The organism is Mesorhizobium helmanticense (genome assembly GCF_003034915.1).
Taxonomy (GTDB): domain Bacteria; phylum Pseudomonadota; class Alphaproteobacteria; order Rhizobiales; family Rhizobiaceae; genus Mesorhizobium; species Mesorhizobium helmanticense.
In genome coordinates this window covers 57,766-70,503 of the sequence record NZ_PZJX01000031.1, presented here as the reverse complement: position 1 = coordinate 70,503, position 12,738 = coordinate 57,766, and the positions used below count along the sequence as shown (strand labels likewise).

The 12,738-nt window shown below is 63.2% G+C and carries 17 protein-coding genes and 1 pseudogene; 10 read left to right on the top strand and 8 right to left on the bottom strand.

Features of this window, described 5'->3' with window-relative positions:
* Positions 1 to 69: 69 nt before the first annotated feature.
* Positions 70 to 783, top strand: a complete 714-nt coding sequence (locus tag C9427_RS18560) for an SGNH/GDSL hydrolase family protein (protein WP_107650563.1) — start codon at positions 70 to 72, stop codon at positions 781 to 783.
* Positions 784 to 804: 21 nt separating this feature from the next.
* On the opposite strand, the gene C9427_RS18555 is transcribed toward C9427_RS18560, so the two are convergent.
* Positions 805 to 966, bottom strand: a complete 162-nt coding sequence (locus tag C9427_RS18555) for a hypothetical protein (protein WP_008873884.1) — start codon at positions 964 to 966, stop codon at positions 805 to 807.
* Positions 967 to 1,201: 235 nt separating this feature from the next.
* Here C9427_RS18555 and C9427_RS18550 point away from each other — a divergent pair, with 235 nt between their 5' ends.
* The 4 genes from C9427_RS18550 (at position 1,202) to C9427_RS18535 (ending at position 3,078) form a co-directional block, all read left to right on the top strand.
* On the top strand, positions 1,202 to 1,369 hold the full coding sequence (locus C9427_RS18550; protein WP_107650601.1) for a hypothetical protein: 168 nt from the start codon (positions 1,202 to 1,204) through the stop codon (positions 1,367 to 1,369).
* 124 nt (positions 1,370 to 1,493) lie between these two features.
* Positions 1,494 to 1,859: a VOC family protein gene (locus C9427_RS18545; RefSeq protein WP_107650562.1), complete on the top strand. Its 366-nt coding sequence runs from the start codon at positions 1,494 to 1,496 to the stop codon at positions 1,857 to 1,859.
* 18 nt (positions 1,860 to 1,877) lie between these two features.
* Positions 1,878 to 2,285, top strand: a complete 408-nt coding sequence (locus C9427_RS18540) for a hypothetical protein (RefSeq protein WP_107650600.1) — start codon at positions 1,878 to 1,880, stop codon at positions 2,283 to 2,285.
* A gap of 73 nt (positions 2,286 to 2,358) precedes the next feature.
* Entirely contained in the window at positions 2,359 to 3,078 is a 720-nt protein-coding gene (locus tag C9427_RS18535) for a helix-turn-helix transcriptional regulator (RefSeq protein WP_107650561.1), read from the top strand.
* 76 nt (positions 3,079 to 3,154) lie between these two features.
* On the opposite strand, the gene C9427_RS18530 is transcribed toward C9427_RS18535, so the two are convergent.
* The 3 genes from C9427_RS18530 to C9427_RS18520 all read right to left on the bottom strand — a co-directional run bounded on the left by C9427_RS18530 (position 3,155) and on the right by C9427_RS18520 (position 6,214).
* Positions 3,155 to 3,853: a DUF1013 domain-containing protein gene (locus C9427_RS18530; protein WP_107650560.1), complete on the bottom strand. Its 699-nt coding sequence runs from the start codon at positions 3,851 to 3,853 to the stop codon at positions 3,155 to 3,157.
* A gap of 415 nt (positions 3,854 to 4,268) precedes the next feature.
* Positions 4,269 to 4,850, bottom strand: a complete 582-nt coding sequence (locus C9427_RS18525; protein WP_245437100.1) for a hypothetical protein — start codon at positions 4,848 to 4,850, stop codon at positions 4,269 to 4,271.
* 92 nt (positions 4,851 to 4,942) lie between these two features.
* Positions 4,943 to 6,214 (bottom strand): YadA-like family protein, encoded by a 1,272-nt coding sequence (locus C9427_RS18520; RefSeq protein WP_245437099.1) that lies wholly within the window; start codon positions 6,212 to 6,214, stop codon positions 4,943 to 4,945.
* Between the two features lie 181 nt (positions 6,215 to 6,395).
* On the opposite strand from C9427_RS18520, the pseudogene C9427_RS18515 reads away from it, so the two are divergent.
* Together C9427_RS18515 and C9427_RS18510 are read left to right on the top strand one after the other, a co-directional pair.
* A pseudogene (locus C9427_RS18515) lies at positions 6,396 to 6,539 on the top strand (helix-turn-helix transcriptional regulator); the annotation flags it as partial.
* A gap of 38 nt (positions 6,540 to 6,577) precedes the next feature.
* Positions 6,578 to 7,288 (top strand): LysE family transporter, encoded by a 711-nt coding sequence (locus C9427_RS18510; protein ID WP_245437098.1) that lies wholly within the window; start codon positions 6,578 to 6,580, stop codon positions 7,286 to 7,288.
* Positions 7,289 to 7,313: 25 nt separating this feature from the next.
* Here the strand turns inward: C9427_RS18510 and C9427_RS18505 are convergent, their stop codons facing one another.
* From C9427_RS18505 to C9427_RS18495, 3 genes are all read right to left on the bottom strand, one after another.
* A complete protein-coding gene (locus C9427_RS18505; protein WP_107650559.1) occupies positions 7,314 to 8,426 on the bottom strand; it encodes a helix-turn-helix transcriptional regulator in 1,113 nt (370 codons plus the stop codon).
* 263 nt (positions 8,427 to 8,689) lie between these two features.
* Positions 8,690 to 8,830 (bottom strand): DUF1127 domain-containing protein, encoded by a 141-nt coding sequence (locus C9427_RS18500; protein WP_008873877.1) that lies wholly within the window; start codon positions 8,828 to 8,830, stop codon positions 8,690 to 8,692.
* A 161-nt stretch (positions 8,831 to 8,991) separates the two neighbouring features.
* Positions 8,992 to 10,002, bottom strand: coding sequence for an NAD(P)H-quinone oxidoreductase (locus C9427_RS18495; protein WP_107650597.1), 1,011 nt, complete (start codon positions 10,000 to 10,002; stop codon positions 8,992 to 8,994).
* Between the two features lie 135 nt (positions 10,003 to 10,137).
* Between C9427_RS18495 and C9427_RS18490 the strand changes: the two genes are divergently transcribed.
* The 3 genes from C9427_RS18490 to C9427_RS18480 all read left to right on the top strand — a co-directional run bounded on the left by C9427_RS18490 (position 10,138) and on the right by C9427_RS18480 (position 11,997).
* Positions 10,138 to 10,332, top strand: coding sequence for a DUF1192 domain-containing protein (locus C9427_RS18490; protein WP_097572019.1), 195 nt, complete (start codon positions 10,138 to 10,140; stop codon positions 10,330 to 10,332).
* Positions 10,333 to 10,430: 98 nt separating this feature from the next.
* Entirely contained in the window at positions 10,431 to 11,678 is a 1,248-nt protein-coding gene (locus C9427_RS18485; protein WP_107650558.1) for an MFS transporter, read from the top strand.
* Between the two features lie 31 nt (positions 11,679 to 11,709).
* A complete protein-coding gene (locus tag C9427_RS18480; protein WP_097572017.1) occupies positions 11,710 to 11,997 on the top strand; it encodes an ArsR/SmtB family transcription factor in 288 nt (95 codons plus the stop codon).
* A gap of 65 nt (positions 11,998 to 12,062) precedes the next feature.
* Here C9427_RS18480 and C9427_RS18475 read toward each other — a convergent pair whose 3' ends face one another.
* Complete coding sequence (locus C9427_RS18475) at positions 12,063 to 12,719, bottom strand: glutathione S-transferase family protein (RefSeq protein WP_107650557.1); 657 nt, start codon at positions 12,717 to 12,719, stop codon at positions 12,063 to 12,065.
* Positions 12,720 to 12,738: the final 19 nt, after the last annotated feature.

Genomic DNA, 12,738 nt, shown 5'->3' with positions numbered 1-12,738 from the left:
GACCGCTGCAATTCACCTGCGGCGCCACATGCGCTAAAGGCTGGTTGTAATCCGCTCTATGGTATCGGCATGCGTCTTCCAGCCCTCCTCACCTGGCTCGCCTTCCCGGTCTATATCTGGCAGGGGCTCGGCGTGCGTCGCCGCACCACCCGCATGCTGCCGGCGCAGGGACCGGTCATGCACGAGATATCGGGCAAAGCGCCGGCAATCTCGCTTTTGGTGCTGGGCGATTCTTCGGCAGCTTCGGTCGGCATCGGCCATTCCGAGAATGGCCTCGCCGCGCAATTGGCTGTTTTGATCTCGCAACGCACCGGTCAGGCCGTGCGCTGGCGGGCGGCCGGCTTCAATTCAGCGACATCTGGCCAGATCCGCGACCATGTGCTGCCCAATCTGTCGGCCGATCCGTGGACGCATATCGTGCTTGCCATCGGCACCAACGACACCAAGAACTTCCACTCGGTGCCACGCTTCAAGAAGGAATTCGGCGGCCTGCTCTACGCGCTGCGCGCCAAATGGCCGGAGGCGCGTGTGGTGTGGTCGCCGGTGCTCGAATTCACCCGCGCGCCGGCAATGCCGCCACTGCTCGGCAAGATCCTTGAAATCCGCGCTGCCGAGATGAACCGGATGGGCGAGCGCCTTTGCCTGGAGCGCGGCGCGGTGCCGGCGCCGCGCCTGCCGATCACCGATCCGGAGGCCGGCTTTGCCTCCGATGGATTCCATGCCTCGGAAGCCGGCTACCGGGCCTGGGCCGAACATCTCGTCGGTCTGGTGCTGAACGCGTGACCTTGGCAGGGCCAATTCGGCCTATGTCCAATGCCCCAGCACCGCCGTTATCGAGATCGCCGCCATGGCCAGCAGCGCCAGCTTCCAGAAATCGCTGCGCCGCTTCAGCCCCGGCCAGCCGAGCGGCTTGATGAGTTGGATGACCATCATGGCAATGATGACGAGCGCGAGGAGTTTCGACATGCCGCTTTTGACTAGCGCATCGGCTCGAAAATCGAAATCGATTTTCGGAAAGCATGATGCGTAGACTCAAAACTGCTGGAGCGTCCTTGCGCGTCCAAGGACGCGCGGCGCTCCAGTATCGCGGCCAGTTGCGAAGGCCCTCACAAAGCAAATCGCCGACACCGACACCCTCCTGACAGACTGCTGTCAGTAGGGGTGTGCGATGATGCTTCCATCGAAACAGAGGAGGCTAATCATGAACGGTTTTGCGATTTTGCGCAGCGTGCAGCATTATGTCGGCAAGATCCGGACAATGCGTAACGAGATCCGCACCCAGCGGTTCATGGACGGGTTGCCGGCGGACCTCCGCAAGGACATCGGCTGGCCTGACATGTACGCCAGTGGCCGCAGGAACGACAACTGAGGTTTTTGCAAGGATTTATACCAGCGCCGCAGCTCCCAGATGTAGGGGGCAGGGCTGGTGAAGGCTCCTGACACTATGTTGTCAGGAGCGGCGTGCAATAAAGCAGCAAGTTCAGGAGAGAGACATGGCCTTCATCCCCGCAAAAGCCTCGGCCTGGTTCGAGATACCTGTCACCGACATGGCGCGCGCCCGCGCCTTCTATGCATCGGTGCTCGGGAATGATCTGGCGCTAGAGGAAAGCGGGCCGAACCCGATCGCCATGTTCACGGCACAGGATCGGACCGCATCGGGCCACGTCTATCCCGGCAAGCCGGCGGCACCTGGAACCGGACCGACCATTCATTTGTCGGTGGCCGCGCCGATTGAGGACGCCATGGAGCGGGTGACGCAAAATGGCGGCCAGGTCGTCTCGCCGGCGATCTCCATTCCGGCCGGCACATTCGCCTATTGCCTGGATCCCGATGGCAACAGTTTCGGCCTTTTTGTTTAGGACGAGAACATTCGCGTGGTGAAGAGCTGGACCGACAGGCTGAACACACCGGGCATCAACGGCATCAAGCCGTCGCCACGCACGGTGGCGGACGTCGTCGAGGGCCAGCCGATGCTGGTGCCGACAGCACGCCAGGTCGATGATTTCATCCGTTCGATTCCCGAAGGGGTGGAGATGGATATCAGAGCCTTGCGCACCGCGCTCGCCATCGAGCACGGTGCCGAAGTGACATGTCCGGTCACCATCGGCTATCATCTGCGCACGGTGGCCGAGGCCGCCAATGAGGATCTCGAGCGCGGCATGCCGCTGAGCGACATCGCTCCCTACTGGCGAGTGATCGACGCAAAGACGCCGACAACGAGGAAATTGTCCTTCGGCGCGGAGTTCGTCGCCGCGCAGCGCAAGCGTGAAGGGCTGAAGCCATGATGCATGTCGCCCAAAAGTGGGAACCGGTTTTGGGGCAACGACATGCACACGGATAACGTGGAGGGACCATACGATGCGCCGCGCCGACAGGCTCTTCCAGATTGTGCAGCATCTGCGCGGTGGCCGTCTGGTCACCGCCCAGAAGCTGGGCACGTGGCTCGAAGTTTCCGAGCGAACCATCTACCGCGACATCGCCGACCTGCAGTCGACCGGGGTGCCGATCGACGGCGAGGCCGGCGTTGGCTACATGATGAGGGAGGGTTTCGACCTTCCGCCGCTGATGTTCACGCGTGACGAGATCGTCGCGCTGGTCGCTGGCGCCCGCATGGTGCGTGCCTTCGGCGGCGCAGCCATGGCGCGCGCCGCCGACGAGGCGCTGGTCAAGATCGGCGCGGTGCTGCCCGACACAGAAAAGGACCGCATCGCCCGCACCGAGATCCACACGCCGATGTGGGTGGTGAGCGATGCCGCCCGCGAGGCGATCGACCTGATCGAGCGTGCCGTGGAAAAGCGCCAGGTGCTGACCATCGACTATTCCGACGAGGCCGGCCGCGGCACCGCGCGCGACATCAGGCCGTTGGGCCTGTGGTTCTGGGGCAAGGTGTGGACGCTGGTCGCCTGGTGCGAGATGCGCGACGATTTCCGCGCTTTCCGCATCGACCGCATCGCCTCGGTGGTGATTGCCGGCCGCGTCTTCAAGCCGGAGCGCGGCAAGCAGCTCGCCGATTTCTATCGCGCGGTGGAACGCAGCGAGGATTACGGCATGTCGCGCGACCGCGCCGGCCGAACCTGACGCGGATCGCAAAAAGCCCGCGCGAAGCGGGCTTTTTCTTGAAGCCGCGGGGCGTTAACCCGCGACGGACCTTGGCTTACTCTTCGTCCGCGCTCTCGTCCTTGTCCTTCGACTTCAGCGCCGAAAGCTTGGCGAAGACGGCGCTAGCGTCGAGTTCGGCATCCTCGTCCTTCGGCTTCTCCGGCGCCGGCACCAGCCGCTCGGTCAATGCCGCCGGCAGCAGCGTGTCGCCGGCTGGCTGCGCCTGTTCGCGGCCACGCGAGGCGCGGTTGACTTCCATGTCGAGGTCGATCTGCGAGGCCAGCCCCAGTGTCACCGGATCCATCGGTTGCAGATTCGCCGAGTTCCAGTGCTTGCGATCGCGGATCTGGTCGATCGTCGACTTGGTCGTGCCGACGAGGCGCGCGATCTGCGCGTCCTTCAGCTCGGGATGGTTGCGCACCAGCCAGAGGATGGCATTGGGCCGGTCCTGGCGCTTCGACAGCGGCGTGTAGCGCGGACCCTTGCGCTTGGATTCCGGCACCCGCACCTTGGGGTCGGACAGCTTCAGCCGATGGTTCGCATCCTTCTCGGCGCGCGCGATCTCGTCGCGGGTCAACTGGCCGGTCATGATCGGGTCCATGCCCTTGATGCCTTGCGCCGATTCGCCGTCGGCGATCGCCTTGACCTCGAGCGGATGCAGCCCGCAGAACTGCGCGATCTGCTCGAAGGAGAGCGCGGTATTGTCGACCAGCCAGACGGCGGTCGCTTTGGGCATCAGCAGCGTATTGGCCATTATGAAAAATCCTTCTCGTTCGCCCGCGTTCCCGCGCGGGCGGTGGTTTTAGAGCCACCAAAATGGGAAATTCGCGGCCTGTATAACCGCTCTCTTGCCATTTCGCAACGTTTTTGGGAGAGGCGGGGGTGGTGATGGCGGAAGACCATGCGAGGACTGTGAAAGAGCCTTAGCGGGTCGACGAGCTGATGCGACCTACCCGCTACTCATCTTACCCTTGTCGATACGCTCCAGAATTGCACGCGCAGCTTCGGCTCGATCCTTTGACCGGCCAGTCAGGTGGCGGCCTCCCAGCGAGGCCGGCATCTCCATCTCGCAATCCCAAACCGTCCATGCGTTTGTCGGGTCGAGTATGCAGATATACCTCTGATGTGTCTTTTCGTTGGGCGGCACGATTGCAGCTGCGCTCCACTTGTTACGGCTTGACCGGTTTGGCTTTCTTCTTCGGCTGGACGGCAATCGAAGGTGCGTCCGGAGGCGGCGCGCTATCGGCTGGCTTCGGCTGCTCGCCGGCTTGCGTGTCCGGCGCCTGCGGCCCACCGGACGTAAGGTTGACCGATACCCCATAGATCTTCCACTGCCGGTCGACCGGCTCGAACAGCAGTTCAAAATTGACCTGCAGCGGCACCGACGGGAAGAAACCCGCCATGTGCAGCATGCCGCTCGGTTCGATCTGCGGCAGCAGCGTCAGTTGCGGCTCCAGCACGGCAACGGCACTGAAATCGAGCGCCTGCTTGCGCTGGTTGGCAAAGATGTCGCCGAGCTGGGCCGCGCTGTTGGTCTGGAAATTCGGCGATCCGAGATCGCGCAGCACCGTGTAGTTGCCGGTCTTGTTGGCCTGGTCGAGCGCCAGCAGAGCGCTTCTTGTCAGGATCAGGACGCCATTGCGGTCGATGTTGGCCGGATGAGCCACAGTCGCCTTTTGCCCTACCCGCTTTTCCTTGGCCTGCGCATGGGCAGCGGGCAGCGGCCCAACGATCGTTGCCAGCGCCAACATGGCACTGGCAACGATCGCCCCCCGCCGAAGACAGCCTACCCGCACGTCTGTGCGCCGCCGTGTGCTTGCGTCCAGCACCGTCCCTGCCGAAATCAGTTGAGAGTCCACGATGCGCCGAGGCTGACGCCGACATCGCCATGGTTGGTGGTTGCCGAGATGGCGCCGTTGAGGCGGAAATCCAGGCTGGGATTGTATCCGAGGCCAAGTGCCAGCCCCGACTGTCCCTTGAAATTTCCAAAGCCCCCGGCGAGCGACAGTTTGCCAGGTCGATCGTCGTAACGCAGCCCCGCCGTGGCAAGTGCCAGTGCCGTTCCGGCACGCGCCTCTGTGCGATTCTCGCTGATCTGGTCACCGAGATCCTGGAAGCCTGCCTCCAACGCCCCGACGCGGCCGTCGAGCGTGGCAATGTTGGTGGTGTTGGTCGTCACCCTGGTGTCGAGGTCCGCGATCTCAGTGGTGTGCACATTCAGCGTGTTGGTGTTGTTGGTGATGCGCATCTCGTGATCGGCAAGCTCGGTGGTGTTGGCCGTGATCTGCGTCGTGTTGTTGGTGATGCGCGTCTCGTGGTCGGCCAGCTCCGTGGTGTTGGCCGTGATCTGCGTCGTATGATTGTTCACCGTGGTGCCCAGATTGGTGATGTCGGCGCTGTTCTGGGCGACCTGTGCCGGCAGATTCTCCAGTGTCGCGACATCGAACGTGGACGCCGCCAGATTGCCGTCGCTGTCCGTCGTCATCAGATAGGTTGTGGCGCCTTGCGCGTCCTTGCTCGCCTGCGAATTGACGCCGGCCAGCGTATAGGTGTTTCCGCCCGTGCCGATTGCGATCTGATTGTCTCTGCTCGCCACCGCATCGGCGCCGAGCGCCATGGAGTTTTGCCCGTACGCTTTCGCCAGTGAACCCAGTGCCGTTGTGGAACTTTCGGCTGCATAAGTGTTATAACCTATCGCCGTGCCCTGAAAGCCCGCCCATCCGGTAGAGCCGTCGGGATTTTGAACTGGATGGCCCACTACCGCGCCATAACCTACGGCCGTAGCCGCCGACGCGTTGGTGTTGGTAGCCGACAACCCAGAATCACCGGACGACCCGATAGCTACAGAGTAGCCGAAACGTGTGGCGGCACCTTCGCCGCAGGCAAAGCTTGTTCCTTCATTACCGTCGGTGCCGCCCTCGCATTCGCTTGCCGACGCGTTTCCCGGGGCGGCCAAAACCATCAAGCCAACCAAGGCGGGCGCCAGGGCCAGAACGCCACGCAGGCTAAAATGCCCGGTGAGTTTCACGCATCCCGATAAGAGCATCAGCCGCCCCGCGCTCCCGGAAACGAATGTCGCGCCGTCCCCTCCCATCTGCTTGATCATGCTTGCCATTACGCTCAGTGCCCCACAAATCGAATTGCCGATGCGACGGAGACTGCGGACAAGGCCACGATCCGAACAATCGTCATATGACGACTCCTCGCCGGTTTGTGGGCGCAACTGCTGCCTTGCTGGAACGGGCTGTTGCCGCCGGGTTACATATTCATTTGTGCTAATCGTCGATGAGGCGATGGAAGCCGCGGCCAGGTCGAACATCACGGTGAAGACCTGCCGCACCTATCTCGAACGGATTTTCTCCAAGACACGTACCCGTCAGCAGAGCGAACTGGTCGCATTGCTCAAGAGCACAGAACCGCTCAGTGGGCGCGGCCGGTAGCACCTCGCCTTTCAAAAAAAGCCTCCAACAGTCGGCATTTGCCGATTGTCGGCAACCGCACCTTTCGTTCAGATTTCGGCTTCGATTGCGGTGGCCTGTCCTGCGGGTCATCGATGGTGCGGGGCCAATCGATGTTGGAAACTGGGCATGCGGTCGCGGCGGGGTTGTTTCCGTTCGCCATTTCCTACGCGCTTGTGGCAATGCTGCCGGGCGCCAATTTTGCCGTCGTCGCGCAGGCCGGGCTGACCGCGTCTCGCCCCACGGCGCTTTCGGCTGCCGCCGGTGTTGCCTTGGGCGCGAGTTCACTGGCGGCCGTCGTCGCGACGGGAGCCGGCGTACTGCCGCCAGGCGGCATTGCGCATCAGCTGGCTGCCAGCCTCTACGGCGCAATGCTGGTCTTCATCGGATGGAATTCGATGCGGCGGGCGCTGTCGATCAGGGTCGGCGCCATCGAGCCGAAGCCCGCGCCAATCGTCCGGCATTTCCGGCTAGGCTTCGTCACGGCAGTGGCAAATCCCGCCACCGCGCTGTTTTTCGCCTCTTCGACGCTGGCCTTAAATGATCGCGGGGCGACTCGGCTGTCGGTGGTCGCGTTGGTTTTTGCCATCGCGATCGCGTGGTTTGGTCTCCTCGGGCTCTGCATTTCCCAACCGGCCATGCGTCGATTTTACAATCGCTTCCGAAAACATGCCGACATTACTCTGGGAGGAGCCCTGGTGGCGCTTGGCTTTGCCGCGCTTGGCCACTGAATCGAATGGGCGGATGCTGCCGGTATCATCCGCGGTTGAGCGGTTCCGTGCTCTTGAGCAGGGCGACGAGCTGGCTTTGCTGCCGCGTTCCGGTCTTGGCGAATATCCGTTCCAGATAGGTTCGGCTGGTCTTCACGGTGATATTCAGGTCGGACGCGGCATCCTTCAACGGCCGCCCTTGCGAAAGCGTGGCGGCCAGACGCGCCTCGGCGGGCGTCAGGTCGAACAGGCCGGCGAGGATGGTGGGCGAAGGTACCACGGAACTGGCGCTGACCGCCGTCGCCGCAACCAGAATGTCGGCACCGGAAAAGATATCATGCGCGGCGCGGCGCAGCGGCAAGAGGTGGATGACCAGAGCCGGCCGGCTTTCGTTCGCCGCGACAGGAATGGAGCGCACTGCGGAATTGTGCCGGTTCTCGACGATGGCCTGCTGGAAGAGCGCGTTGGCGGCGGCACTGGCGATCGCCATGCCCCCATGGGCGGTCGGCAGAAAAATCTCTGGCATGTCTTCCAGGAGGCTGTTGGCCGTCAGCACGCGTCCTGATGCGGTCATCACCACGGCCGGCAGCCCGATGGCCTCGAGCGCCGAGACGGTCGCCCTGGCCTGCTCCATTCCCAATCGCGCCGAGACCATGCCGGCCCGCGCGAAATGCGGGCGAAGCTGATCGAGCCTGTCGACCGACGACCGATCGTAGCTGCCATCCTTCGTCCACCGTTGAAAGACGAATGTGACGAGTTCGCCGCTCGGAACAGGAATTGCCGCGCAAAGATGAGCGCCGATACCCGCCGCTCGCAGACGTGTCCGCTGTAGATCACGCTCAATCTCTTCGGCGGTCATGAAAGCTTCCACATGGACAAAGCTCGCCGGCTGCATGTCGTACATCCGCATGACGCCAGGGGATAACTTCCAGTTGTCGCCGATCAGGAATTCATCGAACACAGGCCGGATGCTTTCGAGGGATCTGGCGTGACCGGGTGACTCGTTGCTGAATCTGCCGCGAGCAGGAGAGCCATCGCTGAAAACGAAGATCGAACCGCTGGCCGAGCCCGAAAGACCGCTGGCCGCTTCGAGCGCACCTGCCCAAAGATCCGGCACGAAGGCGGCCTCGTAGATCTTGTCGGTAAGATCATCAAACATGGGGCGCGCGCGGCCTTTTCAGAGCGTGGAGCTGGCCGGATCGCCTACGCTCCCCACGCCAACCGATTCCCGCGCGCCCAAAATGCCATGTTGGAACCCAAGGTCAACCGTAGATTGCCGTTGAGCCTAATTGGTTGTTGCAGCCCCAAAACAAAACCCGCCGGACTTGCGTCCAGCGGGCTCGGAACCGGCGACGAAAAACTGTCAGCGGCGGCTCTGGCTTTTTTCGGCGGATCGGCCTTTCGGACCGAACCTGCTCGAAATCAACGCGCCTGACGGGCGATTCTCTCGATATCGCCGCGATTGATGCCGAGATCGTTGAGCTGACGGGCGTTGAGCTTGTTCAGCTCGCGCACGGTTTCGTTGTACATGCGCCAGTTACGGAAAGCGCGGATCGGGTTCATGGTGGTCCTCCATTTGTTGGATAATTCGTTTCGATGACGCGTAAATAGGCATCGCTGCCCAGAAATTGAACAGACGCTTTTGCATGGCCGCAATGCAATTGTGCATTGCAGCATTAAGCTTTTGTTCAGGTTGTTGGGGCGCGCGTCTCGGACGATACGTCCTAGCCGACGTCGAGCACGATCTTGCCGATATGCTCGCCGTCCTCCATCCGCTCATGCGCCCGCCAGGCCTCCTTGAGCGGGAAGATCATGTCCATGACGGGTGCCACCTTGCGCGTGCCGAGCAACGGCCACACCTGCGCCTCGAGTGCCGCGGCGATTGCCGCCTTGAATTCGACGGTGCGCGGCCTGAGCGTCGAGCCGGTATGGACGAGCCGCTTGACCATGATCTTCGAAAAATCGGCGCTGGCCACCGCCCCGCCCTGCGTCGCGATCTGAACGATGCGGCCTTCCAGCGCCGCGGCCTCGTAGTTGCGCGCCACATAGTCGCCGCCGACCATGTCGAGGATGACATTGGCGCCCTTGCCGCCGGTCGCCTCCTTGACCGCCGCGACGAAATCCTCCTCGCGGTAATTGATTGCCCGGTCGGCGCCAAGCTTCAGGCAGGCGTCGCATTTCTCCTTGCTGCCGGCGGTGGTGACGACATAGGCGCCGAAGGCCGCCGCAAGCTGGATCGCGGTGGTGCCGATGCCCGACGAGCCGCCATGCACAAGCAGCGTCTCGCCGCTCTTCAGGCCGCCGCGCTCGAACATATTGTGCCAGACGGTGAAGTAGTTTTCAGGCACCGCCGCCGCTTCGGTGTGGGTGAAGCCGGCCGGCAGCGGCAGCACGCTGCCGGCATGGACCTTGACATATTCGGCATAGCCGCCACCCGGCGTCAGCGCGCAGACCCGGTCGCCGACGCGCCAGCGCGATATCTCGTCGCCAAGGGCCGCGACTTCGCCTGACGCCTCCAGACCGGGCAGGTCGGACGCGCCGGGCGGTGGCGGATAGGCGCCCTTGCGCTGCTGTACATCCGGCCGGTTGACGCCGGCAGCGCGCACCCGGATCAGGATTTCGCCAGGACCGGGCAATGGCACATCGCGTGTTTCCGGCTTCAGCACCCGCGGCCCGCCGGGTTCGGAGATTGCAATGGCCGTCATCTTCGCCGGAATTTTCTGTGCGCTCGCCATGAACTGTCCCGTGCCGGTCTGATTGCCGGCTGTTTGCATCAGCACCCCTGCCCTATGTATGCTGATTGCCAAATCAGGCAAATGGCCAAACTGATGTAGCGAACCCGCAATTCACCTCACCAGGGAGGAGCGACGATGGCGATCTTCGACGACGAACCCAAGAAGAAAGCGCGCCCGCACGAGATCGGCCAGGACCTGGCGCTGCTCTCGGTCGACGAACTGTCCGAGCGGATCGGCATCCTGCGCGACGAGATCGCGCGGCTGGAGGCTGAACTCAAGGCCAAGAGCACCACCAAGTCGGCGGCCGAGGCGCTGTTTCGCCGCGGATAGTTTCCGCGCATCGTTTCCGGTGTTGAAGCGCCGCCGCCGAAAAGCCTGAAAGCAATTGTCTTCCGACCCCGCACCCAAGCTCCAGCCCGGATCAGCCAATGTTCGCAACATACAGACCGATCCTCTCGCTGCTTCGCGGCACCGCTTTCCTGCTGGCGGCGTCCGGCTTGCACGGCCTGCTGCTGCCGTTGCGCGGCCAGTTGGAAGGGTTTTCGACCGCATCGCTCGGCCTGATGGGCACGGCCTGGGCCGGCGGCTTCGTCACCGGCTGCTTCTTTGCCCCGCGCCTCGTGCGTCGCGCCGGCCATGTCAGGGCTTTCGGCGCCTTTGCCGCGTCGGGAGCAATCGTGGCGCTGCTGACCGGCCTGATCATCGATGAATACACCTGGATCCTGCTGCGCGCCTTCACCGGCTTCACCATGGCGGGCGCCTTCATGGTCATCGAAAGCTGGCTGAACGAGAAGGCCACCAACGAGAACCGCGGCACCGTCTTCGGCCTCTACATGATGGTCACCTATGCATCGATCATGGGCGGCCAGATGATCGTTGCTGGCGGCGACGTGAAATCGGCCTCGCTGTTCATGATCACCGGCATCCTGTTTTGCCTGTCGCTGATCCCGACCGCCGTCTCGACACAGTCGCACCCCAAGCCGCTGCAGGACGTCAAGCTCGACGTCAAGGGCCTCTATGCCAATTCGCCGGTGTCGGCGATCGCCTGCCTTCTGATTGGTATCGCCAATGGCGCCTGGGGCACGCTTGGCGCTGTCTATGGCGCCCGCATCGGCATTTCCACGGCCGAGATCGCGCTGATGATGAGCCTGGTGGTCGTTGCCGGCGCCGCCATGCAGCTTCCGGCCGGGCGCCTCTCCGACAAGACGGACCGCCGCTTCGTGCTTGCGGGTGCCGCTTTCGGCGCCGCGCTGTTCGCCATCGCCATCTTCCTGTTCGAACCTCGCGCCGGCGTCTTCGTCCTTGTCTGCACCGCCGCCTACGGCGCCTTCGCCTACACGCTCTATTCGATCGCCGTGGCGCATGCCAACGACCATGCGCGCTCGGAGGATTTCGTCAAAGTGTCGGGCGGCCTGCTGCTGCTTTATGGCTTCGGCACGATGATCGGGCCGTTGCTGGCCGCCGGCCTGATGGGCTGGATGCGTCCCGAGGGCCTGTTCCTGGCGACAGCGCTCGCACATCTTTGCCTGGCTGGTTACACGCTGCTGCGCATCAGCCGCCGCGCGCCGGTACCGATCGAAAATCGCGACGCCTTCACGACGCAGCCGGCCGAGCGTTCGCTGACGCCGGAGGCGCTGCGGCTCGACCCGCGCAGAAAAGATGTAACCGACGGTTGAGATTCGAAAGGCTTTGCCTCACAAATAAGGCATGAACTTTTCTGACGCCTTCATGGCGATTGCCGATCCCAACCGGCGCTATCTCTTGGAAGAGCTCCGGCGCGGCCCGAAGACCGTCAACGAACTGGCCGCCGGCTTGCCGGTTTCGCGCCCGGCCGTTTCGCAGCATCTGAAGGTGCTGCTCGAGGCCGGATTGGTCAACGCCAAGGCCGAAGGCACCAGGCGCATCTATACCGTCAGCAATGCCGGCTTCCTCCGGCTCAACCTGTGGCTCGACCAGTTCTGGGATGCGGGAGAGCTTGGCTCGCCCGGGAGCTGATGCTGTCGGCCTGACTGACAGTACCGGGTCGGCTGCCGCCCGCAAAGCCAGATCGAGCCGCCGCTTCAACCGTTGTTGTAGGGAAAGAACTTGAAATAGGGCTGCGCTTCCTCGATCACGCGGGCCACCGACGGGCGCTCAAGCAGCCGGTCGTGATAACGTCTCACCGCGGGATATTTGTCACCGAACGGTTCGACCTTGTTGGCGTAGAACAGGGCTGGCGCCGCGGAGCAATCGGCCATGGTGAAGGCCTCGCCCGTCGCCCATATCCGAGACGACATGTCTTGCTCGATGATGGCGTACGAGCCGCGCAGTTGAGCACGGGCCTGCTCGACGCCAAACGGATCGGTCCTGCCTTCCGGCCGCAGCCGGTCGCCGACGATCTTCTGCATCGGTTCCTGGACGTGGAAATCATAGAACCGGTCGGCCAGCCGAACCTTGCGGGCGAGGTCGACATCGGCGGGGATCATCTCGACCGGTCCAGGATAGTGCGCGTTGAGGTATTCGATGATGATCGTCGATTCCGGCACCGTCTGGTCCAGCGCCTCGTCGCGCAGCACCGGCATCTTGCCGGCCGGCCACAGTTTCAGGAACGCCGCGCGCGACTGCTCGTTGCCAAGGTCGACGACCACGGCGTCGAACGGCGTGCCGTTCTCATAGAGCGCGATCAGCGGCTTCCAGCAGAAGGAGGCCAGCGGGTGGAGATGCATCGTCAGGGACATTGCTTTGCTTTCCGTGGTT

Coding starts and splice junctions, on each gene's coding strand:
- C9427_RS18485 (WP_107650558.1), top strand. CDS start 10,431: ATGTTCGCAACATACAGACCGATCCTCTCGCTGCTTCGCGGCACCGCT.
- C9427_RS18530 (WP_107650560.1), bottom strand. CDS start 3,853: ATGGCCAATACGCTGCTGATGCCCAAAGCGACCGCCGTCTGGCTGGTC.
- C9427_RS18475 (WP_107650557.1), bottom strand. CDS start 12,719: ATGTCCCTGACGATGCATCTCCACCCGCTGGCCTCCTTCTGCTGGAAG.
- C9427_RS18495 (WP_107650597.1), bottom strand. CDS start 10,002: ATGGCGAGCGCACAGAAAATTCCGGCGAAGATGACGGCCATTGCAATC.
- C9427_RS18535 (WP_107650561.1), top strand. CDS start 2,359: ATGCGCCGCGCCGACAGGCTCTTCCAGATTGTGCAGCATCTGCGCGGT.
- C9427_RS18520 (WP_245437099.1), bottom strand. CDS start 6,214: ATGGCAAGCATGATCAAGCAGATGGGAGGGGACGGCGCGACATTCGTT.
- C9427_RS18550 (WP_107650601.1), top strand. CDS start 1,202: ATGAACGGTTTTGCGATTTTGCGCAGCGTGCAGCATTATGTCGGCAAG.
- C9427_RS18525 (WP_245437100.1), bottom strand. CDS start 4,850: ATGTTGGCGCTGGCAACGATCGTTGGGCCGCTGCCCGCTGCCCATGCG.
- C9427_RS18545 (WP_107650562.1), top strand. CDS start 1,494: ATGGCCTTCATCCCCGCAAAAGCCTCGGCCTGGTTCGAGATACCTGTC.
- C9427_RS18490 (WP_097572019.1), top strand. CDS start 10,138: ATGGCGATCTTCGACGACGAACCCAAGAAGAAAGCGCGCCCGCACGAG.
- C9427_RS18505 (WP_107650559.1), bottom strand. CDS start 8,426: ATGTTTGATGATCTTACCGACAAGATCTACGAGGCCGCCTTCGTGCCG.
- C9427_RS18560 (WP_107650563.1), top strand. CDS start 70: ATGCGTCTTCCAGCCCTCCTCACCTGGCTCGCCTTCCCGGTCTATATC.
- C9427_RS18555 (WP_008873884.1), bottom strand. CDS start 966: ATGTCGAAACTCCTCGCGCTCGTCATCATTGCCATGATGGTCATCCAA.
- C9427_RS18480 (WP_097572017.1), top strand. CDS start 11,710: ATGAACTTTTCTGACGCCTTCATGGCGATTGCCGATCCCAACCGGCGC.
- C9427_RS18500 (WP_008873877.1), bottom strand. CDS start 8,830: ATGAACCCGATCCGCGCTTTCCGTAACTGGCGCATGTACAACGAAACC.